General features: G+C 60.3%; 23 protein-coding genes and 1 pseudogene. 1 reads left to right on the forward strand and 23 read right to left on the reverse strand.

The window, feature by feature from the left end; translation table 11 throughout:
- Window positions 1–21: 21 nt before the first annotated feature.
- From ACO07T_RS15130 to ACO07T_RS15205, 16 genes and pseudogenes are all read right to left on the reverse strand, one after another.
- Entirely contained in the window at window positions 22–3,945 is a 3,924-nt protein-coding gene (locus ACO07T_RS15130; RefSeq protein WP_422050084.1) for a baseplate multidomain protein megatron, read from the reverse strand.
- A complete protein-coding gene (locus tag ACO07T_RS15135) occupies window positions 3,933–4,430 on the reverse strand; it encodes a peptidase (protein ID WP_422050085.1) in 498 nt (165 codons plus the stop codon). The genes ACO07T_RS15130 and ACO07T_RS15135 overlap by 13 nt, the downstream gene beginning before the upstream one ends.
- Window positions 4,427–5,311 carry a DUF2163 domain-containing protein gene (locus ACO07T_RS15140; RefSeq protein ID WP_422050086.1) on the reverse strand — a complete coding sequence of 295 codons (885 nt, stop codon included), beginning with the start codon at window positions 5,309–5,311 and terminating at the stop codon, window positions 4,427–4,429. The genes ACO07T_RS15135 and ACO07T_RS15140 overlap by 4 nt, the downstream gene beginning before the upstream one ends.
- Complete coding sequence (locus ACO07T_RS15145) at window positions 5,311–5,943, reverse strand: phage distal tail protein, Rcc01695 family (RefSeq protein WP_422050087.1); 633 nt, start codon at window positions 5,941–5,943, stop codon at window positions 5,311–5,313. The genes ACO07T_RS15140 and ACO07T_RS15145 overlap by 1 nt, the downstream gene beginning before the upstream one ends.
- Before the next feature lie 9 nt (window positions 5,944–5,952).
- Window positions 5,953–6,606, reverse strand: a complete 654-nt coding sequence (locus tag ACO07T_RS15150; RefSeq protein WP_422050088.1) for a phage tail tape measure protein — start codon at window positions 6,604–6,606, stop codon at window positions 5,953–5,955.
- Window positions 6,599–6,820: a rcc01693 family protein gene (locus ACO07T_RS15155; protein ID WP_422050089.1), complete on the reverse strand. Its 222-nt coding sequence runs from the start codon at window positions 6,818–6,820 to the stop codon at window positions 6,599–6,601. Before ACO07T_RS15155 ends, ACO07T_RS15150 begins: the two co-directional genes overlap by 8 nt.
- Window positions 6,789–7,136 (reverse strand): gene transfer agent family protein, encoded by a 348-nt coding sequence (locus ACO07T_RS15160; protein ID WP_422050090.1) that lies wholly within the window; start codon window positions 7,134–7,136, stop codon window positions 6,789–6,791. The genes ACO07T_RS15155 and ACO07T_RS15160 overlap by 32 nt, the downstream gene beginning before the upstream one ends.
- A gap of 2 nt (window positions 7,137–7,138) precedes the next feature.
- Window positions 7,139–7,552, reverse strand: coding sequence for a phage major tail protein, TP901-1 family (locus tag ACO07T_RS15165; RefSeq protein WP_422050091.1), 414 nt, complete (start codon window positions 7,550–7,552; stop codon window positions 7,139–7,141).
- Between the two features lie 16 nt (window positions 7,553–7,568).
- The gene (locus tag ACO07T_RS15170; RefSeq protein ID WP_422050092.1) at window positions 7,569–7,985 is read right to left on the reverse strand and encodes a DUF3168 domain-containing protein; all 417 of its coding nucleotides are present in this window, start codon (window positions 7,983–7,985) and stop codon (window positions 7,569–7,571) included.
- Window positions 7,982–8,332 (reverse strand): head-tail adaptor protein, encoded by a 351-nt coding sequence (locus ACO07T_RS15175; protein WP_422050093.1) that lies wholly within the window; start codon window positions 8,330–8,332, stop codon window positions 7,982–7,984. The genes ACO07T_RS15170 and ACO07T_RS15175 overlap by 4 nt, the downstream gene beginning before the upstream one ends.
- Complete coding sequence (locus tag ACO07T_RS15180) at window positions 8,329–8,928, reverse strand: head-tail connector protein (protein WP_422050094.1); 600 nt, start codon at window positions 8,926–8,928, stop codon at window positions 8,329–8,331. Before ACO07T_RS15180 ends, ACO07T_RS15175 begins: the two co-directional genes overlap by 4 nt.
- A gap of 141 nt (window positions 8,929–9,069) precedes the next feature.
- Entirely contained in the window at window positions 9,070–10,251 is a 1,182-nt protein-coding gene (locus ACO07T_RS15185) for a phage major capsid protein (RefSeq protein WP_422050095.1), read from the reverse strand.
- A 33-nt stretch (window positions 10,252–10,284) separates the two neighbouring features.
- Complete coding sequence (locus ACO07T_RS15190; protein ID WP_422050096.1) at window positions 10,285–10,824, reverse strand: HK97 family phage prohead protease; 540 nt, start codon at window positions 10,822–10,824, stop codon at window positions 10,285–10,287.
- A gap of 42 nt (window positions 10,825–10,866) precedes the next feature.
- Window positions 10,867–11,094 carry a GTA head formation protein, RCAP_rcc01685 family gene (locus ACO07T_RS15195; RefSeq protein ID WP_422050097.1) on the reverse strand — a complete coding sequence of 76 codons (228 nt, stop codon included), beginning with the start codon at window positions 11,092–11,094 and terminating at the stop codon, window positions 10,867–10,869.
- Window positions 11,087–12,285: pseudogene (locus ACO07T_RS15200) on the reverse strand (phage portal protein). The gene ACO07T_RS15195 and the pseudogene ACO07T_RS15200 overlap by 8 nt, the downstream one beginning before the upstream one ends.
- 138 nt (window positions 12,286–12,423) lie before the next feature.
- The gene (locus ACO07T_RS15205; RefSeq protein WP_422050098.1) at window positions 12,424–13,824 is read right to left on the reverse strand and encodes a DNA-packaging protein; all 1,401 of its coding nucleotides are present in this window, start codon (window positions 13,822–13,824) and stop codon (window positions 12,424–12,426) included.
- Between the two features lie 533 nt (window positions 13,825–14,357).
- Here ACO07T_RS15205 and ACO07T_RS15210 point away from each other — a divergent pair.
- Window positions 14,358–14,531 carry a hypothetical protein gene (locus ACO07T_RS15210; RefSeq protein ID WP_209062221.1) on the forward strand — a complete coding sequence of 58 codons (174 nt, stop codon included), beginning with the start codon at window positions 14,358–14,360 and terminating at the stop codon, window positions 14,529–14,531.
- A gap of 87 nt (window positions 14,532–14,618) precedes the next feature.
- Here the strand turns inward: ACO07T_RS15210 and mltG are convergent, their stop codons facing one another.
- The 7 genes from mltG to fabD all read right to left on the reverse strand — a co-directional run bounded on the left by mltG (window position 14,619) and on the right by fabD (window position 20,930).
- Complete coding sequence (gene mltG, locus ACO07T_RS15215; protein WP_422050099.1) at window positions 14,619–15,770, reverse strand: endolytic transglycosylase MltG; 1,152 nt, start codon at window positions 15,768–15,770, stop codon at window positions 14,619–14,621.
- Window positions 15,770–17,029 (reverse strand): beta-ketoacyl-ACP synthase II, encoded by a 1,260-nt coding sequence (fabF, locus tag ACO07T_RS15220; protein WP_209079019.1) that lies wholly within the window; start codon window positions 17,027–17,029, stop codon window positions 15,770–15,772. The genes mltG and fabF overlap by 1 nt, the downstream gene beginning before the upstream one ends.
- A gap of 228 nt (window positions 17,030–17,257) precedes the next feature.
- Window positions 17,258–18,001, reverse strand: coding sequence for a HisA/HisF-related TIM barrel protein (locus ACO07T_RS15225; protein WP_209062215.1), 744 nt, complete (start codon window positions 17,999–18,001; stop codon window positions 17,258–17,260).
- Window positions 18,002–18,154: 153 nt separating this feature from the next.
- Entirely contained in the window at window positions 18,155–18,388 is a 234-nt protein-coding gene (locus ACO07T_RS15230) for an acyl carrier protein (RefSeq protein WP_058240599.1), read from the reverse strand.
- Between the two features lie 238 nt (window positions 18,389–18,626).
- A complete protein-coding gene (gene fabG / locus ACO07T_RS15235) occupies window positions 18,627–19,364 on the reverse strand; it encodes a 3-oxoacyl-[acyl-carrier-protein] reductase (protein ID WP_209062213.1) in 738 nt (245 codons plus the stop codon).
- A gap of 13 nt (window positions 19,365–19,377) precedes the next feature.
- Complete coding sequence (locus ACO07T_RS15240) at window positions 19,378–19,995, reverse strand: alpha/beta hydrolase (protein WP_422050100.1); 618 nt, start codon at window positions 19,993–19,995, stop codon at window positions 19,378–19,380.
- Complete coding sequence (gene fabD / locus ACO07T_RS15245) at window positions 19,992–20,930, reverse strand: ACP S-malonyltransferase (protein ID WP_209086239.1); 939 nt, start codon at window positions 20,928–20,930, stop codon at window positions 19,992–19,994. Before fabD ends, ACO07T_RS15240 begins: the two co-directional genes overlap by 4 nt.
- Window positions 20,931–20,947 lie beyond the last annotated feature (17 nt).

The following is a 20,947-nucleotide window of genomic DNA, read 5'->3' on the forward strand; positions in this document are numbered from 1 at the left end:
CTCATTTTCTCGTGATTAAGGCTAAACAGCGATTTGCGCTGCGCTGCCCGCACCAAAAATGGCTGAGATCTGTGCCACCTCAATGCGCCCACCAGCGCCAATGCCGTCTGCCTGCTGATCCACTAGAGAATACATCCAGCTCGGTGTCTGCACCTGTTCCTCCCGCATCTGGACCTCTCCAACAAAGACTTTGATCAAGTAGGCTTCGCTCTCTTCTCCCAAAGGCACATCCAGCCCCTCCCAACTGTCTCCGTCAAGTCGGGCACGTCTGATCCAGCTCACTGTGAGGTCACCTGCGGCGTCCCTTTGCGCCTTGAGATGCGCAGGGGCATAGGGGCGAAGACCAATCCCCTCAAAGGCTTCCACATAGTGGGTGTATGTCGGATCAAACAACGCGCGCTGCGCGGGGCCGATACGGTAATTGCGCTCGGCACCCCGGTATTGGCGCGGCAAATCAATCTGTGTCACCGCCGGAGACATGACCACAAGCCAACTTCCTTCCGGCCAGGATGCTGAAACATCGCCTTCTGTCCCAAGCTGCCCTCTGAGGCGACCTGATAACCTGTATCGGCGCTCCCCGATCAGCTCAGCAGTCTGGAACTGAAAAGCCTCCCAGCCCCCGGATGTGCCATCGCCGATGTAGGCGAGATTGCCACCATTCAGCAGCTCAAGGCGCGGGAGGCTTTGAAGCGTACCTTGGATCATCTCGACCTCCAGCCCAGCGCTGCGGTCCCACAGCCCTGCATCAGCAGACAGTAGCGGCGATTTGGTAATCCCAACGAAGGCAGGCGTGTCCAGAAGCTGATTGAGCGCGTAGCCCTCGTCCGTATCACTGGAATAAACCACCACACTGCCCGGCCACGGTTTGCCGGTGCAGGCGATATGAAGCGCATGAGGCACTTCGTCCCCCGTCATCAAAGGCACATCCAGAAAAAGCGACTGCACTGGCACCGGCGGCACAAACCCACTGCCTCTGGGCGGATCACTTTCCGTCTCTGAGGGGACATAGATAGAAGGCGCGATGCGTGCCCCTTCCAGAACCTGCGCCCCTTGCTGCGTCACGCGATCAAGCCGAAAGCTCTGTTGCTCCATGCCATCTTGGCCTAGCGCGACCACATCCCCCGCGCCAAGCTCCATCCGGCTCGGAGGCAGAGCCAGCTTCACGCGGTCTCTGGCGACGCGGGACTCTGCGAGCCAGCGCTCAGCGGTCTGCCGTCCCTCACTACGCGTCAAAACCTCCGTCACCTCGCTTTGAGCCACCGCAAAGGTGGCTTCATCATGCAAAATGGCTTCCTCTGAAGCTGCATCAAAGTCCCGCTCTGCCAAGGTGAAGTTCAACCGCACACGGCCCGCCATTTCCGCATCGGGCGCGCGGCTCAGCTCCCAATCCCCATCGATGTCACTCGAAAGCGCCAAATCATCTGTGTTCAACACTGTTTCGCCACGCAAGCCCCGCATCACGAAACACAAGACGCCATCGCGTTCCAGCGCATCAAAACCATGGCGCAACATCAAAGGCTGCAAAGCGGCGCGCCCATCTGCCACGTCACTCTGCACATAGCCACGCACAACACCGTAGAGCTGCGAAACATCATAGTGCTCAACGTCAGCAGCAATACAGATTTCCTCAACAACCGATGCCAAGGTGCGGTTTGTGGCCCGCCCATTGAGCCAATGCCCCTTGGCATAGTTCCCACCATCCGTCCAAATCTCCCGTTCATTGGGAAAGGCGGGAAACGGACGTGCATCCCATGCCCAGGCAAACATGCGCTGGGTATCAACCATAGGCCCGCCATATGCCTCAGAGACCGGATTGTTGGCTGGCTGCTTCCAATACTCATGCAGTGCCTGCATATAAGACTGCTGCATAAGGTCGTCCCGCAACCCTCTGGAGTAAAACGGCAAAGCGGATTCAGAGGATTTTTCATCCAGAAACTTATTGGGCTGATTTGTACCCAAATCGATTGCCGCGCAGCCTATCTCCGTAAACCAGACTGGCTTTGAAGCTGGCACCCATGCTGTCTGAGTGGTCTGACGCTGGCCTCCGATGCGCTCATGATGCGGGTTGGACCACCAATTCCTGATGTCTTTGTAGCGATAGACCCAAGGTTCGCCAAAGGCCCCATCCTCAATCGGACTGCGGCTTTGCACATCCCGCGCCGCGCGCGACGGGTAATACCAGTCATACCCTTCCCCACCCGCAATCTGTGTCTTCAGATAGGAGAGATTGTGAACCGCATCCCAGCGCTCCCCATCACTATGGTCCGCCTCATAACGCCAATCTGACAGCGGCATATAGTTGTCGATCCCGACAAAATCGATCTCCGCATCCGCCCAGAGGGGGTCTAGATGAAAGTACACATCCCCGCTGCCATCCTGCGGGTGGTAGCCAAAATACTCTGACCAATCCGCCGCGTAGCCAATTTTGACGTTTGATCCGAGCAGGATACGCGCCTCCGCCGCAAGGGCGATCAACTGCTCAACAGCCGGAAATCCACTGGCCCCACTAATCTGGGTCAGGGCGCGCATTTCCGAGCCGATGCAAAAGGCATCCACGCCTCCCGCCGCGGCACATAGCGCGGCATTGTGCAGTATAAACCGCCGATAAGACCACTCCTCCGGCCCACTATAGCTCACGCCATCGCTCGACACTTGAAAGTCTGAAGCTTGCGCTGTGCCAAAGAACGCTGCGACTTCCGCATCCGCCGCACTTGTGCCATCTGTCGTTCCAAGCTGCCCCGGAGCTTTGGAAAGCGTGATACGCCCCCGCCAAGGCAACACCGGCTGGTCTATGGCATCACTCCAGGGATCGCTGCGCCCATTGCCCTCCAGCTGCTCCATCAGAATGAACGGGTAAAACATCACGTCCTGCCCAGCGCTCTGCAAATGGCGTATCGCCTCAATCACCGCTGCATCCGCAGGCGTTCCCCCATAAACCGGTCGCCCCGCGACGCGCGCCACTGCCTGCGCCTGCGCCCGAGGAACGCCTGCAACACGCCATGGCATTTTCTCGCCATCCACGTCACTCTGCTCGACCTTGGGCCTCAGCTCACACTCTGCCGCACGGAGGTCATTGCCAAACCAACTGACGATCAGCGATGTGGCCTTACAGTTTGGCAACTCTTCGGTCAGCGCTTCCACTGACGCGCAAAAATCTGTCTTTCCCGCCGGTGTGTTTTCGTTCGCCGCCCGCGTTTCACCGGTTTCGCTCTGCAAATAGACTTGAGACTTGGCCAAGGCGTACTCACCTGTCCCCGGCATCAAGGCGACAGCACGCACGGTCTCGGCATAGTCTGAGGCATGTGACGGCACAGACTTTGGCGTCGGTCTCACAACCTCAAAGCTGAACTGCGGCACACGATTGCCAAAGGGTGCCAGCTCAAGGTCTTCAATCACCACATAAGCGGTCCCCCGATAAGCCGGCACCATGCCTGCGCCTTCCACCGCCTCAATCTTGGGGTCGGGCAGTTGATCGGCGCTGCCGCTGTGCACACGAAAGGTGATATCTTCTGGGGAGAGCTCAATACCATCCGCCCAAATCCGCCCCACGCGGGCAATCTCTCCCTCACACAGGGCGATCGCCAGAGACACCGAATAGCTGTAACTGCGCGTCTTGGGCTGGCTGGGGCGTCCCTTGCCGCCGCTCGCCTCTGTCTCAGTGACGGTTTCCAGAAAACGTGTTGTCCAGATCACCTGCCCTGGCAGGCGCACCCGCCCAAAAACACGCGCCTGTGCTGCGCCTTCTGCAGATCCAGTCAGGCGAAAACGTTCGACTTTGCCGGTTTCCACCACATCGGCCCCGCCTCCCAGCAGGCTCTGATCAATCAGCTTGCCAACTGTTGCGCCCGCAAAACGGCCAACCGCCGCCGTCGTGATCCCGGCAACCGTCCCACCAAGCGATCCTCCAACAGCCGCGCCTGCCGCAGCCAAAATCACCGTCGCCATGTGCTGCACTCCTTACTGGCTGCTGTCTTTGCAAGATCCTTCTCGGGTGCAGGAAACGCGAAACGCCCAACGATACGTCGACGCCAAGGCAGGCTCAGCGCATTTTCTACCACCGCATGTCCACCATAGGCATGGATCACGCTGGCCTCCGCCCCCACGCGCCCTGCGATGCCAAGATGCTTGGCCACAGCGCCCGATTTCATACGAAACAACAGCACATCTCCCACAGCCTCCTCAGCGAGCAACTTAGGCAGCAAATAAGTTGCCGCCGCCTGCCAGAGCACTTCCTCATTCCGCGCTTCCGCCCAATCCTTTGTGTAAGGCGGCACCAAAGCGGCCTCTTGGCCGTAAAGCCTGCGCCACACGCCGCGAATAAGCCCCAGACAATCGGTGCCTGCGCCCATCAGGCTTGCTTGATGGCGATAGGGCGTCCCGATCCAACGCCGGGCGATTTCCACCACCTGTGCCCCGTCTGCTGTGTTCATCGCAAACTGCCTCCGGTGTTGCTGCCACTCTTGGTGGGATAGCTGGTGATCCAGTCTTCTCCGGGAATGTCGGGAAACCCTTGAAAGTTCAGCCTGTTGCTAAATTTCGCCCCGCAGGTTGAAAACCGCTTGTCGCAGCCCGCAATCAGACGCAGCTGATCACCGGAAGACAGCGCAATCGGCATCGGCTCCCACAGCTCAACCACGCGCCAGCCACCCTCAAAGGTATCGCGCTTGATCAACCCCGTTAGCCCGTCTGCCGCCCCGCTCAGCACGCGCAGCTGGCCATGTGTGAACCACCCCGGATCAAACCCAGACAGAGTGCTGAACCGAAACACGCTACGGTCGCGCAACTCTTCCACCACCAGCTCAGTCACCATCGCAGGGTCAGTCACATCTACCCCGCAGGACGCATCCCCCAACACGGCGGTACATGCCCTTTGATAGACGCGCCCACGCGGCATATTCAGCCGTTCTGACAACCCGCGCAGCTCGGCCACAAAAGCGCCACCGGCCTGTCGCATCTCCCCGATGGAGCCGCGAAACATCACACTGCGCTCAGTGGGCATCGCCCAGTTCACCAACCAACAGGTGATCTCCGCCCCATCCAGACGCCCCGCTGCGATATCTTCGGAGCGCACGGAAGCATCGCTGAGCACCCCAACCGCCTCACTGTTGTCCACAGCCAGCCCGGTGCCTTGCTCAAGAGCGCTTGCCGTCAATCCCGTGGAGGCGCGGAAGGCAAAGCCTTCAAAGCTCAGATCCCGGTCATGATCTGTAAACCCCAGCCGAACACCGTCACTCCGCTCAATCCCCCAGGCGCGCGCAACCGTTGTGGCCCCGCTTTGAAGATGCGCTAACAGCTCTGTTTGAAATGCCATCAGACCCGCACCTCAACAATCGGCACATTGGGCACATCCCCGGCCTTGAAACTCGCAACGCTGGTCTGGATCTGATCCGTGTCAAAACGCACCGGCACATCAAACTCAAACCCTGCGGTGACCTCAGAGCCGACAGCAGGAGGGGAGATCAATGTGATCTCGCCCGTCTCGCTGTTCACTGTGAAGTCGTCACCTTCCACAAGCGCAGCACCGTCCACGCCGACCCGCACAGTGCCCTCTACCGGTTTATGGATCGGCCGCGCATAGCTCTGCGCGCCAGACACATAGGTTTTAGTCAGCTGATACAGCGCATTACCGCCATCTCCTGATCCAATCACCTGATCGTCAAACCGTACATCCTGAGACACTGGGCATGATTTGTAGTCCGACCAGTCTTTCCAGCGAAACCCGTTGAGCTGCCCTTGCCGCGCTTCAAAAAACGCAATCAACGTCCCCAGATCATCCACAGAACGCATCGCCAACCCAGCATCATAGCTGCGCCGCGAATGCGCCCAAGGCGTGTTGCGCTCCTCAAACCCATTCACCAGCGTCACCACCTCCGTGCGACGCTGCGGCCCACCCACCGAGCCAAAACTCAACGTCGTGGGAAATTGCACCTCATGAAAACTCATCGTGCCCTCCTATCTGTTGCGTTGCGCCCGAGCCAAAGCCCGGCTTATCTGCGTCGCGATCTGCCCTTTGGAGCGCTGAAAACTCTCGGCATCCGGCGTTGAGACATTCACCACCACCTGCACCGGTGCCGCGCCCTGCGCGCTGCGCACGCCAAGCTTTCCATCCGGCCCGCGCGACAGTGGCAAAATTGCTTCGGGGCCCGCTTCCCCCATCAAGCCGCGCCCGCCACGCATGGGAAAGCTCACCGGCCCGCTCACAACGCCCCCATTGGCGAAGGGCATCACGCGCCCCTGTGTGAAACCTGCCCCATCCGCAAACGGCAACAGATCCCCCAGAAAACTGCCGACACCACTGGTGATGACCTGCCCAAGCTGATCCTGAACCGGTCGCGCCGCACTGCGATACGCTGCATTCACCATGCTCTGCGCCAGATTGCTCAGCGCGTCTGAGAGCTTGGCGCCATCAAACACGAGACCATCAAAGGCTTTGCGAAGCCCGCGGTTCATGCTCTTTTCAAGGCTCGCCGCATCCTGACCTGTCGCGCTCAAAGACTGCTGCATCCGTCGCAGCGCCCCATCAAAGCCGGCCACCATCGCCGCCGCATCGCCGAGGCTGCCTTCCAACGCCTCAATCTGTCCGTCAAAGGCGTCAAAATCATCCATCTTCTGGCTCCTCATTTCTGTCTGGATAGGCGCGCAATAAGGCGTCAAAGCCTGCGCGAGTGAGCGCGCTCTGGCCGCGCCCTTCTCCCAACAACAGTGACAATTCCGCTGGCGAGAGCGCCCAGAACTCCACGGGTGTCAGACGCAATCCGCCAATGCCGGCGCGCATCAGTGCTGGCCAGTCAAACCGCGCCATCAGTCTCACGCGCGCCATGAACCTCCGGCGCACCAAAAGCGCCGACCAACAACTGCGCGGCCACCCGCGCCGCCTCCATCGGCCCACCTGCAATATCCGCCTGCATCAGCTCGTCTTTCACTCCGGCCCATCCGCCACCGCGCAGCCCGGCTAGGATCAGCGCCAGCACATCCCGGCTCGCAAAGGCACCGTTTTCAAACCGCGCAATCAAGGCCACCAGCGTGTCTTCGCCAAGCTGCGCCTCCAGCTCCGCCAGCGCCCCCAATGTGAGCTTGAGCACATGCCGCTGCCCGTTCATCGTCAGCGTCACTTCACCTGCAAACGGATTAGCCATCGTTACGCCGCCGCAAAGCTCAGCGCCCCGGCGCTGGCCATTGCCATCTCATAGGTCGCTTCGCCGTCATGGTTGCCCGCATACTCAATGGAGGTGATCTGAAACGCCCCCTCCACAATGCCGAAATCCGGAATAACCACCTGAAAATTCGGTGTTTCCCCATCAAAAAAGATCTGGCGCGCGCGCTCATCCGTGGTGGCGTCTTTGAACACGCCTGATCCACTCAGCGCGGCCGATTTCACCCCGGCCCCTGCCAACAACTCCCGCCAGCCACCCTGGCTTTCAAGCGAGGTCACATCCACGCTTTCCGCGTTAAAACTGATCCGCGTCGCGCGCAGCCCCGCCACGCTCTCAAACTGACCACTCCCGGTCAGATCCACCTTGATCAACAGATCTTTGCCGCTCTGTGCACCCATCATCTCTCTCCGAAACTTAGCTTTGATCGTCCTCAACCCGCGCCCGAAACCGCAGATCAAGCCGACGCAGGTTTTTCTGCGTGTCCCGTCTGGCCGTTGCGCGATCAAAGACGAGAAACACCACACGCCCACGCGCCAAGGGCAGCCGATTGCCAGTCAAAATATCGCTGATCGCCGCCCCTACGGTCTTGGCGCGCGCAAATCCTGTCGCCTCGCAGATAACGGAGACAACAAAACGATGCTCTGCGCCGCCGCTCAACTGATCAGAGCGGTCCCGCACGGTCTCTGCGCCCAGCGAGACAAACAGCTCCGGAACCTGACCGACAGGCATCGCGTCATAGATCGCGCCATTCACCAGCCCATCCAGAACCACATCCGCCTGGAGCGCCTGATACACCGCCGCCTGAAGCGCTGCGCCTGCTCCGTAGCTCATTGCGCCTCCTCCTCGGTGGCGTGGCAAATCAGGTAGCGCCCAAGACCATCCGACTCCGCCACGGCCTCGATTGTGAAAATCCTGGCCCCGTCGCGAAACCGGCAGTCCGGCGTCGGGCGCATCTGCGACCCGACCGGCGCCCCGCGCAGCGTGATCTTGTAACGCACGCTGCTCAGCGACATGTCCCCGCCATCACGCTCCCGCCCGCTGCGCAGGCGCACATCGGCCCAGACCGTTCCAAGAGCTTCCCATGTGCGGGCAAATCCGCCAGCGCCGTCCGGTGCCGCCAAGGGCCGCTCCAGAACCAGCTTGCGAGACAGCGTCACCGCTTTCACCGCCGGGCTCATTGGTCTGCCCCCAGACCCAAGCGAACCGAACGATAGCGCTCCAGCAAACTGGTCACACCAAACGGCATACAGCCTTCACTCAGCGTGGTTTCCTGCCGGAACTCATAGTAATGCGCAGCCAACAGCAGAACCGCCTGCCGCAAGTCTGCAGGGATCTCCTCCCAGGTTGCGCCAAGCCCCGCCTCAAAGCGCAGGGTCACGCTGCCGTTGGTAGGGATCCCGGGCAAGGCGCCGGCCACACCGCGCACTGATGGGCGGTGCGCATCCTGCACAAGCTGGTAGGCACTTGAAGCGACCGTCACCGCGACGCCCTGCGCATCTGTCAGCGTCACTTCAAGGATTTGCGTGACCGGCGCCACCGGAAGCCCCTGCGCCACCCCATCGCGCCAGCCATAAACCGTCCAGCCAAAGGTCCGCCGGATCAGGATTTTGCCGGTGCGCGCTTCCACAGCGCTCATCGCCGCGCTCAGAAAGCTCTCCAGCACGCCGTCCTGCAAACCGTCTTCCGCAAAGCCGCTGCCAAGCCGCAAATGCTCCTTGAATGCAGCCACCGGCAACACCGAAACAGGCACCGAAGCTTCTTCGATTAACATCATGGAATAACTCCAAAATTCTCGCCAACGGTCAGAAGGGCGCGCGTCCTCACGTCGCTTCAACGGAGGGGGTAAGCCAGACAACGTGACGCAGTCCGACGCGCGCCCGGGGCTTGGAGGATCACCCCCGCGCCCACCCGGGAATTACGACAAGGCAAACCGCAAAAATTTGATCGCCGCAAAATCGCTCACGTCTCCGCCAATGCGTTTGGTGGCATAGAAAAGCACATGCGGTTTTGCGCTGAAGGGATCGCGCAGCACGCGCAGATCAGGCCGCTCCGCCACAGTGTAGCCCGCCGCAAAATCTCCAAAGGCAATGGCATCTGCGCCGCTGGCAATGTCAGGCATATCTTCGGCAATCAGCACCGGATAGCCGAGCAATCGCGCCGGCTCCCCCGCCGCCAACCCGTCTGACCACAGGAAGCGCCCGTCCGCGTCTTTCAACTTGCGCACCGCTCCGGCGGTCTTGGAATTCATCACGAAACTGCCATTGGCGCGATACTGCGCCCCAAGCGCATAGACCAATTCCACCAGCGCATCCGCACCGTTGAAATCCCCGTCCGCACCCGTGGCAACATAACCGATGTTGCCCCAGCTCCAGCTTGCTTCGGCAACGGTGGGATGGGTCATGATCCCGGTGGGTTTGTCCACGCCGTCCCCGTTGATGAAGGCCGCCGCTTCCGCGCGGGCAAACTTGTCGGCGATCCGACCCGCAAGCCAGCCTTCAATGTCAAAAGCACTGTCATCCAACAGACGCTGTGAGGCCTTGGGCAGGGCGGAAAGCTCATGCAGCGGAATGGCGATGCGCTCGATATTGGGCGTGCCGGTTTCAGCGGTCGCGCTGGTCTCATCCGCCCAGCCCGCGCCCACATCAGAGCTGTCAATCAGCACATCGTAAGAGCCCGCCTCAACCGTCACCACATTGGCAATCGCGCGAATACTCGCGGTGCTGTTGAGCACGGATTTGATGGTCTCTGCGGTTTGCGGATCCACCAGATAGCCGCCATCGCTGTTCACACTTGAGGACATCGCCTTTCCCTCAAGCTCAAGCCCGCGCAGCCCGTCATCTTCCCCAGTGCGCAAATAGGCGTCAAAAGCCTTCTGATGGGGCGCGTCAAAGTCGGTGGCTGCGGCCAGATGCGGCCGCGCCGCGGAAATGGATTTGCGCTCTAACATGGTCAATCGCTCTTTCTGCTGTTTCAATTCTGCTTGAATGTCACCTGTGAAGGCACTCAGATCGCTGGTGAATTTCTCCACCGCATCGGTCACATCCTGGATCGAAGACACATCTTCTCCGATCCGAGACTCGGTCTCGGTTTTCGACATCTTCCTGTTCTCGCTTCTGTTGTTTCGCGCGCTCTAACGCGCTGTCATCACACGGCTGGCGTCTTCAAACGCAGCCACCATCGCCCGCAATGCAGGCATCGCGCCGTCCTCCTTCGCGGTCAGCCGCGCGCTTGGCAGCATCGGAAACGTCACCAATGACACCTCCCAAAGCTCAAGCTCCTGCAAAAGCCTTTGGCCTTTTGCACTCTTCGCCGCCTTCTGCGTGCGGTAGCCAATCGACAATCCGTCAATCGCACCGGCCGCAATCAAAGCCATCGCTTCACGGCCTTTGGCCACGCTCTCCAGCAGTCGCCCCTTGACCCACAGCCCCTTGCCGTCCTCACGCACCTCATCCCAGATGCCAATCGGCTCACGCGGATCGTGCTGCCACAGCATCTTCACCTGACGTCCGCTTTTTGAGAGCGCCTTCAACGACTTGGCGTAGGCACCGCGTTGCACCACATCGCCACCCTGGTCTGGCGCATCAAACAGGCTGGCGTATCCGGCAATCACATTGCCGTCTTCCACCGTCAGCCCCTTTCCAACGCGCGCGAATTTGGTTTCAAGTTCCATCTGTTGCTGCATCCGCTTCCCTCTCACTTCGCCAAACGCGCCTCACGGCGTCACGCTCATCAGCGACTGGACGGCCTGAGACAGGATCACGCCAACCACGCCGTATACCGTCAACCAGAGCCGCCGCTCCAAGCGCTCCATCAGCTGCTCAATCTTGTCCAAACGGCGGTTCAAACTATCAAACTGCAATTTCGCCACCCGCTCATGCGCCTCAAGCCGCAGTCCCGGCGCACAGTCAAAATGCTCAAACCCGTAGCGCGGCTCATGCATCGGCATCCTCAGCCGCGCGTGCGGGCAGACCCAGCATCGCGCGTTTCTCCGCCTCGCTCAGAAAATCCGCCCCCGCGATGCGGGTCCAATGCGCCTCTCGCTCCGGTGCCAAGGCCGGCACCTGATCGAGGTCTGGTTTGAGCTGCAAAGCCTCGCCGGTATGTTGCGTCAGCCAAGTCCCCACCGCTGCCGTGACCCGGCTCGCCAGAGGCAACACCGTCAGGCGGTAGAAAGCGCGGTTCGCCTCCTGATAATTCGCATAGGTCGCGTCTCCGGGGATACCAAGCAGCATCGGCGGCACGCCAAAGGCCAGGGCAATCTCCCGCGCCGCTGCCTCTTTGGTTTTCTGAAACTCCATGTCGCTTGGTGAAAACCCCATGGGTTTCCAATCCAACCCACCTTCCAGCAGCATCGGCCGCCCCGCATTACGCGCGCCCTGATGGTGGCTCTCCATTTCGCTCACCAGCCGGTCATATTGATCATTGCTCAGACTGCCCTGCCCCTCATGCCCCTTGTAGACAATCGCGCCAGAAGGTCGCGCCGCATTGTCGAGCAAGGCTTTGGACCAGCGCGAGGCGCTGTTGTGCACATCCATCGCCATCGCCGCCGGCTGCATGGCGACAACCCATAGTGATCGTCCTGAGGGTGAAACATCTTGATATGGCAAATCGGAGAGACATCCCCCACCGCAAACCGATGTTTGCGCGCGCCCACCGCGTACTCATAGGCAATCGGCCAGCCGTCATTGCCCGGCATCACACTCATGCGGTCAGAGCGCAGCACATGCAGCTCTGCAGGCGCCTCCGCCGCACCGGAAACCGCTTCGACATAGCCATTGCCCGAAAGCAGCAACTGCCCGTAAAGCGCCTCAAACAACTCTGCATGTCCCTGCCCGCCATTGGGCCGCGCCAAAAGCGCCAGAATGGGATGATCGTCAAAGCGTGCGCGGCTGTCCTGCAAGACCACAGGCAAGGCCGCTGCGGCCTCGGCAATCATCCGGACACAGCGAAATCCCACCGGATTGCCCGCAAAGCCTGTGCGCGTGAGCGATACCGTATCGCGCGGGCTCCAGGCCACACGCCCCGCACCGTGCCAGGCCACAACCGGCCCCGTGGCGCTTGCCTTCTTCTCAGGCGTCGCTGTCACGGGAGCCTTTGGCTCTGTGCCACGCTGAAAGATCTTTCCTAGCATTTATGACGCTCCCATTCTGAAGGCTCTTGCGCTGTCGCATCCCGCCAGGCGTTTGACGTTTCGCGCTTTGACCCTGACAGGTATCTAAAATTTGTCTTAACTTGCGACTTCCTGATCGCACGGTCGGTGTTGCGCAGCTCACAGCTCACGCAGTCGCGGCCGCCGCCAATGTGCCGATGGCGCAATGATCAACTCGTGCAAGGCCCAGACCAGCGCATCCACGCGATCCGGGCTGCCTTGCCCCACGAAACCCTGCGTGGTCATTTCACACATCTGATCTTCGAGCGCCTCAAGCCCGGCCATATGGGTCACACGCGCTTGTTCATAAAGCGCCGCCACAGGCTCAGCCCGCGCAGCCTTTCCGCGGCTGGCGCGCACCGCTTTGTAAGGCACCAACGGGTCAAACTGATTGATGACCGCTTGCACCAGATCCCCGCCCTGATTGACCTCTGCCACCAGCCGGTCTGCACCCCAGCTTTCCATCGCCGTCAGCGCCACCCGCGCCCAGGCATCCGGGCTGGCGGCCCGCACGCTCACGTCATCGAGCACACAGGCCCGCCACTCTTGCACTGGCCCCTTGGTGCAGACCCCCACCACAATGATCCCGCATTCATCAGATCCCGCATGGCCGCTCACCGGCGGATCCACCGCCACCACAATCCGGTCCATCTCCGGCAGTGCCTCGCATCTGAGGCCCTCCAGCTGGCTATGCGTCCAGAGCGCGCCGTCCATGTCCTCCAGCAGCTCTCCGGCCAGCTCCTGCCGTCCCAGCCGCGTACCGGCATAACGCGCCTCGACTTCTCGCAGGAAACTCTCTGCCAGATACGCCCTGTTGGCCTCAGTCGGCGCGCTGGTCTGCACCGTGCTGTCCACCTTCAGCAGTTTCTTGAGCACACCCACATTGCGCGGCGTTGTTGTCACCACCTGCTGCGGGTTTTCGCCAAGCCGTAGCGCAAACTGCAACATGTCCCACGTCGCCTGCGCGTTGCGCCACTTTGCCAGCTCATCCACCCAGGCCGCATCAAATTGCGGTCCGCGCAGGCTCTCCGGATCATGCGCAGAAAACGCCTGCGCAATCGCCCCATTGGGCCAGACAAGCCTGCGCCGCGCCGCCTCCCAAACAGGCCGCCGATCCGGCGGCGCACAGGCAATCAGCCCGCTTTCGCCAAAAATCATCACTTCGCGCACCTGATCGATGGTCTCCCCGACCAGAGCCACCCGCCGCGCCTGCCCCAGATCCTGCGGCCGCGCGCCTTCAACCATGCTGCGCACCCATTCAGCCCCCGCGCGCGTTTTGCCTGCCCCGCGCCCTCCCAGGATCACCCAGGTCTTCCAGTCGCCTTCGGGCGGCAGCTGATGCGGCAGCGCCCAGAAATCAAACAAAAAGGGGAGCGCCAACAGCTCCCCCTCACTCAGACTGTCCAGAAAAGCCGCCTGAACCTCGGCAGGTTCGGAGGCGATCCAGGCGGCACCGGATCGAAGTTCGTGCCGCATCGAGGTCAAGGGGGCTGCTTCGGGCGGCATAGCCCTGTTTTGCATCGCGTTCTTCAAAGTCTGCCTCCATCAATAAGGCCAACCGGATGCACTGCCGCAGATGCCCATAGACCTGCGTTGCCTCGTCAAACTGTGCCCAATCCTCTGCGCGCAGCGCGTTATGCACACGCAGCAGATCTTGGTTAAGATCGGACAAAGTCTTCCGAAGCACGCCCAATTCAGGATCAAGCGTGCGCGCGCCCGGGGGCGGAAAATAATGTGTCATTGGTGCTCATCGCCTCTCATGCGCAGTGATCCCCTCCGCATAAGTCCTCATCCGGCCCGCGCTTTCGGCAGAAAGCCGCCAACCAGAGGTGGTCCAGCATGGCCCAAACGCTATGAAGCACCGTGCCTCAAGTCAATATTTCACGCCTTTGCAGACACTTAACGCAGCGTGCGCAGACCGTTGCGCATCCGCTTTGCAAACCCGGAAACGCTGTGTTTCCTGATGCCGGGCAATGCGCCACATTCCGGACCTTATCGATTTGTAGAGGTTTGTGAGGTGGGGTGCTCAAAGTGTCATTTTGAGGGACCAAGTCATGGGTACGACTTTTCTTTCCAAGCTGTCATGGCGCGGAAAACTGGCGCTCGCCGCTGCGCTGCTGCTCATCACTGTGCAGGCAGGTCCGGCGGCAGATGCCATCACCAATACCTTTCAGAAACCAGCGCCCATCGAAGTGGAGATGGAAATGCGCCCAGAGGACATTTGCTAAATTTCTCTCTGGGTCCTGCGGAGCCATAAAAACAAAAAACGCGGCCCCAATCGGGAGCCGCGTTTTTGGTTTTGTCTGTGTCAGGCCTTACTGGTTGGCTCGTTCGGCCTCGATCTGGCGCCACTTGGCGACGTTCTGATTGTGCTCCGACAAGGTCGTCGCAAAAGCGTGTCCGCCGGTCCCATCCGCCACAAAGAAGATGTAGGGCGTCTGATCCGGATTGGCAGCAGCCTCAAGACTTGCACGTCCCGGGTTTGCAATCGGTGTGGGTGGCAACCCTTGGATCACATAGGTATTCCAAGGGGTTTCGCGGCGCAGTTCGCTTTGGCGCAATCCACGGCCCAGCACACCAACACCCTCGGTCACACCATAGATCACCGTCGGGTCAGTCTGCAGGCGCATGCCGCGGTCCAGACGGTTGGCAAACACGCTGGCCACCTGACGGCGCTCTTCGGGCACACCAGTCTCTTTTTCAATGATGGAGGCAAGGATCAAAAGCTCCTCGGCACTATCCAGCGGCACACCCTCTGCGCGGCTTTCCCACGCAGCTGCCACCAGCACCTCTTGCGCCTTCTGCATCCGTGCAATCACGCTTTCCCGAGTGTCCCCGACACGCACCTCATAGCTGTCTGGTGCAAGGCTCCCCTCAAGAGGGCGCTCAATCTCGCCTGTCAGCAGATCGATGTTGTTCAGAGAATCCATCACCTGCCAGCTGGTCACACCTTCGGCCACGGCAATACGGTAGCGTGTGTCCGACTCCGCGCGCACGCGGGTGAACTCAGACGGCGCGGTCTCTTCTGCAGGGTTGAAGGAGGCCACTTCCACAAATCTGCCGGTGGCTGGGTCCAGCTCACGCACCTGCACAACCTTGCGTCTCACGCCAACGCGATAGACAATCTCGGTGCCGCAGGTGCTCGCCCCGCCGCGCGTGACGATGTCAACGATCTCTTCCATCGACGCGCCAGCAGGCACCAGAAATGCACCGGCTTTCAGCTGGTCGGCCTTGTCGGAGTAATCCGCCCCCAGACGGAACAGCATCCCGTTGGCAATTGCGCCTCTTTTTTCAAGGTCTTGCGAGACACGGCTCATGTTCGAACCGCTCTGCACCCGCAGGCACACAGGCTCTGTGAGCGGACCCGTGGCCCGGTAAGTGGACTGCCCAAAGAGAATGACGCCGCCCAGAAGGAACAGCGCCACAATCAAAAGCGTCAGCGCGTTAGACGCGACAGCGCGCCACATCAGCCGACCTTCCCGAAGATCACCGATGCGTTGGTGCCACCAAAGCCGAAGCTGTTGGACAGCGCCACATTGATTTCGCGCTCACGCTTCTGGTTCGGTGCCAGATCCACAGGCGTCTCAACCGCTTGGCTGTCGAGGTTGATGGTGGGCGGTGCCACCTGATCGCGGATCGCAAGGATCGAGAAGATCGCTTCAATCGCGCCCGCAGCGCCGAGCAAGTGGCCGGTCATGGATTTGGTCGACGACATGGTCACCTTGCCCGCGTGCTCGCCCATCAGGCGCTCAACTGCGCCAAGCTCGATGGTGTCGGCCATGGTCGAGGTGCCATGCGCGTTGATGTAATCCAGATCTTTCGGCTCAAGACCCGCTTTCTTCAGCGCGGCACGCATGGAGCGTTCGCCACCTTCGCCAGTCTCAGAAGGTGCGGTGATGTGGTAGGCGTCACCAGACAGGCCATAGCCCAGCACCTCGGCATAGATTTTCGCACCGCGCGCCTTGGCGTGCTCATATTCTTCCAGCACCACAATGCCAGCACCTTCGCCCATCACAAAACCATCGCGGTCCGCATCATAGGGGCGCGAGGCTTTCTTGGGGTCATCTTCATATTTGGTGGAGAGCGCCTTACAGGCGTTAAAGCCCGCAATGCCGATCTCACAGATCGCCGCTTCGGCGCCACCGGCAACCATCACATCCGCATCGTCAGAAGCAATCAGACGGGCCGCGTCACCAATGGCGTGCGCGCCGGTCGAACAGGCCGTCACAACCGCATGGTTGGGGCCTTTAAAGCCGTATTTGATGCTCACCTGACCGGAGATCAGGTTGATCAGCGCGCCGGGAATAAAGAACGGAGACACACGGCGCGGGCCTTTTTCGTTTAGCAGCAGAGTGGTCTGCTCAATCGACTGCAGGCCACCGATGCCGGAGCCAATCATCACACCGGTGCGCTCCAGCGCCTCGGTGTCTTCTGGTTTCCAGCCGGAATCTTCCACAGCCATCTGCGAAGCGGCCAGACCATAGAGAATAAAATCATCCACCTTGCGGCGCTCTTTCGGAGCCATCCAATCATCAGGATTGAAGGTGCCGTCGCTGCCATCGCCATAGGGCACTTCGCAGGCGTATTTGGTGGTCACACGCTCAGGATCAAAACGGGTGATGGTGCCCGCACCGGACTGACCGTCCAGAATACGTGTCCAGCTTTCTTCCACGCCCGACGCCAGCGGGGTGACCAGACCGAGACCGGTGACTACTACTCGACGCATTTCATTGCTCTCCTAGCCTTTGGCAATTTGCCCACCCAAATAGCTTGGATTGCCTGTGGCGTGCAAGAGCGCGTGCGCTGGCTTTTGCTGATATCGCACGCTTAAGGCACTTTGCGTTTACCCCGAAGGGCCGAATTGCGCTGCTGTTGAGACCACAGAGGGGAGGAAGGGAGCGGTCGGGCAGCGCAATCCGTAAAAACGCAAAGTGCTCAGAGACAGAAACGGGTGTTACAGGAACTCCGCCACCGCCTCCGGTTCTGGCTTGGCCACTTCAAGGGCCTCTTCCACAGTCAGCGACTTGTGGAACAAGGCGCGCCCAATCAAAACGCCCTGGATGTTCGGATCATACTTCAGGCGGGAGATATCATCCGCGCCGCGCACCACGCCGCTTGCGGTCACTGGCCAGCGGCTTTGCTCTGCGATGCCAGAGATCAGACCAAGCTGCGCCTCAACATCGGTCATGTCGCTATCGATATCGGTCACAACGATGCCGGCGAAAGGCGCTTCGGAGAAGGCGTTCACATAGGCAATCGGGTCAAAGGCCCCTGCCTTGCGCCAGCCTTCCGTCATCACCTGCCCCTGCCAGACATCCACCGCCAGCACGATCTGGTCCGGATGGGCATGCGCCAGTTCAATCGCCGTATTGGGGTCATAGGCCGCCATGGTGCCCAGCACGATCCGGCCCGCGCCTTTCTCGATCCAGTGCTCCACCTGCTCACGGGAGCGCATACCGCCGCCCAATTGCACAGGCAGCCCGGCCCCGCGAATAATTTCTTCAACTAGCTCGGCATTTTGATCACTGCCCTGAACCGCGTTGAAATCCGTCAAATGCATCCATTCTGCGCCGGATGCGGCAAACCCTTTGGCCGTTTCCACCGGGTCCACATGCCAAATCTGCGGGCTGTCCAGATCGCCTTTGTCCAAGGTCACGCAGCGACCGTCCAGAAGTTCCATTGTGGGGTAAATCATCATTGCGGAAATCTCCTCCAGCAAACTTTATGAGGCCAGTTTACCACCCAAAGAACACAGCAAGGCAAAAAAAACGTCGCGCAAACTCGCAGACACGACAGCAAAACGGCGCCTCCCTGAGGGAAGCGCCGTTTCACAAAAGTTATCTCGAAGAGCTTAGGAAGCTTCGGAGATGAATTTGACCGCGTCGCCGAAGGTCTGGATGGTTTCGGCTGCGTCGTCCGGGATCTCGATGCCGAACTCTTCTTCAAAAGCCATCACCAGTTCCACGGTGTCGAGGCTGTCTGCGCCCAGATCGTCGATGAAGGACGCTGCTTCAACGACTTTGTCCTCTTCCACACCCAGGTGCTCTACAACGATCTTTTTCACGCGGTCTGCGACGTCGCTCATGTCAATTCCTCATTCGTCTTGGGCGTGTTGGCCCGTTTGAATTCCCATCATTTTAGATGGGTCTGATTTGTGCCCCAACCGGGACGGTTCTGGTCCGGTCGTCCCGGAAGGTCTCCGTCCGCCCTCTGCATAATTAGGGGGCACCCGGAAAATACTCGCCGCCTATAACACATCCACCTCACAAGGCAAACGCTTTCCCCAGCGACAGCTGCAGCCCGTTTTCGCGGGCCGCGCACGGTCACAACATGGCCATGCCACCGTTCACATGCAAGGTGGTGCCTGTCACATAACCTGCTTCAGCACTTGCCAAATACAGCACAGCCGCAGCGATTTCCTCGGAGGTGCCCATGCGCGCCGCCGGAATCTGCCCGTTGATCTTGTCTTTCTGATCGTCGGTCAGCTTGTCGGTCATCGCTGTCGCAATAAAGCCCGGCGCCACAGCATTGGCTGTGATTCCGCGACTCGCCACCTCATAAGCAATGGATTTGGTCAGACCAACGAGCCCGGCCTTGGAGGCGGCATAGTTCGCCTGCCCCGGGTTGCCGGTCGCACCAACAATAGAGCTGATGTTGATGATCCGGCCCCAGCGGGATTTCATCATCGGACGCATCACACCGCGGCACAGGCGCATCGCGCTGGTCAGGTTCACGTCGATCACGCTCTGCCATTCTTCGTCAGACATGCGCATGAAAATCTGGTCACGGGTGATGCCCGCGTTGTTCACCAGAATATCCACGCTGCCCATCGCCTCGATGGCCTGCTTTGGCAGCGCATCCACCGCCTCTGAGTCGCTCAGGTTGCACGGCAGCACATGCGCGCGCTCTCCCAGCTCAGCTGCCAGCGCCTCAAGCGGCTCCACACGTGTGCCAGACAGGCCCACGGTTGCGCCCGCGTCATGCAGCGCCTTGGCAATCGCGCCGCCGATGCCACCCGATGCGCCGGTCACCAGCGCGGTTTTTCCAGTCAGATCAAACATAGTTCTGTCTCTCTCAGTTTTTCACCACAGGCTTGGTCAAAAGCCCGTATTTGGCAATGTCTGCCGGTGTCATAATGTAAGTGTCTTCTACAGGTGCCGCGTCAAGCGTGAACCAATAGAAATCTGCACTGCCCAACATGCGTGCGGTATAGCTCACATAGCTTTCGTGAACAGGGTCATCCTTTGGAAAGTCCGCCCCCGCGCGATTGCCTTCGGCCCAGCTGTGCACCCCGATGATCGCGCCCTCTTCCATGGAGCGCTCCACACCTGCCAGAAACAGATCCGTCCCGCCGGAATGCACTTCGCTGTCCGCAGTCAGATGCGTGTCCAGACCCAGATCACGCACCCGGTTGCCGAGCTTCAGGTTGGTCTCATCGTCCACCGATCCGGGCACATACATCAGCACAAGGCGCGTGGTCTCCGGATTTTCGGCAATCGCCTGCTCAAACGACGCAAGGCTGAACTGATTGAGCGTGCCTGACACCAAAAGGTCATCCCCTGAAGGCTCAAACGCAATGCTGTCATAGGAATTGAGGTAGGCCACCTGCAAATGCGTGCAGCCCGTCACAACGGCGACGCCAAGCGCCGCCGCCCCAGCCAGAAAACGCCGTTTCAGCTTGGGTTGGATCATTTGAGGCTGGCCACAGCCGCCAGCACATCATCAGGCGTCCCCACCGCGCGCACCGCATTGTTGCGGTCAATCTTGCGGATCATGCCCGAAAGCGCCTTACCTGCGCCGATTTCCCAGAATTCCGTCACACCATCCGCGGCCATATTGATCACCGATTCGCGCCAGCGCACAGAGCCGGTCACCTGCTCCACCAGCAGCTTGCGGATTTCATCGGGATCGCGCACCGCTGCCGCGCGCACGTTTGCAAACAGCGGCACCGCCGGCGCTTTGATCTCTACATTTGCCAGCGCCTCAGCCATCACATCGGCTGCCGGCTGCATCAGCGCGCAATGGAACGGTGCGCTGACCGGCAGCATCACCGCACGGCGTGCGCCTTTTTCCTTGGCAATCTCCGCCGCCCGCTCAACAGCGGCCTTGGCACCGGACACCACAACCTGTGTTGGGTCGTTGTCATTGGCCGCCTGACAGACCTCTCCTTCAGCCGCCGCTTCAGCCACTTCTTGCACCGCTGCAAAATCAAGGCCGAGGATCGCCGCCATTGCGCCTTCACCCACAGGCACCGCTGCCTGCATCGCCTGACCACGGGTCCGAAGAAGGCGCGCGGTGTCGCCCACGCTGATGGCACCTGCCGCCGCCAGTGCGGAATATTCGCCAAGGCTGTGACCAGCAACACAGGACGCATCGGTCACCGCAATGCCCTCTACATAAAGCGCCGTCATCGCCGCCAGCGAGGTCGCCATCAAGGCAGGCTGCGCATTCTGCGTCAGGGTCAGCGTCTCCTGATCCCCTTCCCAGATGAGCTTGCTCAGGTTGTCCCCGAGCGCGTCATCCACCTCGTTGAAAATCGCTTGTGCCTCTGGATAGGCTTCGGCCAGCGCCTTGCCCATTCCAATGGTCTGGGCCCCTTGGCCCGGAAATACAAATGCACGGCTCATTCTGGCTCTCCTCAAAG

Source organism: Shimia sp., from assembly GCF_965227725.1.
GTDB lineage: Bacteria > Pseudomonadota > Alphaproteobacteria > Rhodobacterales > Rhodobacteraceae > Shimia.

Bases quoted from the DNA above. Each gene is read 5' to 3' on its own strand.
- ACO07T_RS15130 (WP_422050084.1), bottom strand. From the start codon at position 3,945: ATGGCGACGGTGATTTTGGCTGCGGCAGGCGCGGCTGTTGGAGGATCG.
- ACO07T_RS15135 (WP_422050085.1), bottom strand. From the start codon at position 4,430: ATGAACACAGCAGACGGGGCACAGGTGGTGGAAATCGCCCGGCGTTGG.
- ACO07T_RS15140 (WP_422050086.1), bottom strand. From the start codon at position 5,311: ATGGCATTTCAAACAGAGCTGTTAGCGCATCTTCAAAGCGGGGCCACA.
- ACO07T_RS15145 (WP_422050087.1), bottom strand. From the start codon at position 5,943: ATGAGTTTTCATGAGGTGCAATTTCCCACGACGTTGAGTTTTGGCTCG.
- ACO07T_RS15150 (WP_422050088.1), bottom strand. From the start codon at position 6,606: ATGGATGATTTTGACGCCTTTGACGGACAGATTGAGGCGTTGGAAGGC.
- ACO07T_RS15155 (WP_422050089.1), bottom strand. From the start codon at position 6,820: ATGGCGCGCGTGAGACTGATGGCGCGGTTTGACTGGCCAGCACTGATG.
- ACO07T_RS15160 (WP_422050090.1), bottom strand. From the start codon at position 7,136: ATGGCTAATCCGTTTGCAGGTGAAGTGACGCTGACGATGAACGGGCAG.
- ACO07T_RS15165 (WP_422050091.1), bottom strand. From the start codon at position 7,552: ATGGGTGCACAGAGCGGCAAAGATCTGTTGATCAAGGTGGATCTGACC.
- ACO07T_RS15170 (WP_422050092.1), bottom strand. From the start codon at position 7,985: ATGAGCTACGGAGCAGGCGCAGCGCTTCAGGCGGCGGTGTATCAGGCG.
- ACO07T_RS15175 (WP_422050093.1), bottom strand. From the start codon at position 8,332: ATGAGCCCGGCGGTGAAAGCGGTGACGCTGTCTCGCAAGCTGGTTCTG.
- ACO07T_RS15180 (WP_422050094.1), bottom strand. From the start codon at position 8,928: ATGATGTTAATCGAAGAAGCTTCGGTGCCTGTTTCGGTGTTGCCGGTG.
- ACO07T_RS15185 (WP_422050095.1), bottom strand. From the start codon at position 10,251: ATGTCGAAAACCGAGACCGAGTCTCGGATCGGAGAAGATGTGTCTTCG.
- ACO07T_RS15190 (WP_422050096.1), bottom strand. From the start codon at position 10,824: ATGGAACTTGAAACCAAATTCGCGCGCGTTGGAAAGGGGCTGACGGTG.
- ACO07T_RS15195 (WP_422050097.1), bottom strand. From the start codon at position 11,094: ATGCATGAGCCGCGCTACGGGTTTGAGCATTTTGACTGTGCGCCGGGA.
- ACO07T_RS15205 (WP_422050098.1), bottom strand. From the start codon at position 13,824: ATGCAAAACAGGGCTATGCCGCCCGAAGCAGCCCCCTTGACCTCGATG.
- ACO07T_RS15210 (WP_209062221.1), top strand. From the start codon at position 14,358: ATGGGTACGACTTTTCTTTCCAAGCTGTCATGGCGCGGAAAACTGGCG.
- mltG (WP_422050099.1), bottom strand. From the start codon at position 15,770: ATGTGGCGCGCTGTCGCGTCTAACGCGCTGACGCTTTTGATTGTGGCG.
- fabF (WP_209079019.1), bottom strand. From the start codon at position 17,029: ATGCGTCGAGTAGTAGTCACCGGTCTCGGTCTGGTCACCCCGCTGGCG.
- ACO07T_RS15225 (WP_209062215.1), bottom strand. From the start codon at position 18,001: ATGATGATTTACCCCACAATGGAACTTCTGGACGGTCGCTGCGTGACC.
- ACO07T_RS15230 (WP_058240599.1), bottom strand. From the start codon at position 18,388: ATGAGCGACGTCGCAGACCGCGTGAAAAAGATCGTTGTAGAGCACCTG.
- fabG (WP_209062213.1), bottom strand. From the start codon at position 19,364: ATGTTTGATCTGACTGGAAAAACCGCGCTGGTGACCGGCGCATCGGGT.
- ACO07T_RS15240 (WP_422050100.1), bottom strand. From the start codon at position 19,995: ATGATCCAACCCAAGCTGAAACGGCGTTTTCTGGCTGGGGCGGCGGCG.
- fabD (WP_209086239.1), bottom strand. From the start codon at position 20,930: ATGAGCCGTGCATTTGTATTTCCGGGCCAAGGGGCCCAGACCATTGGA.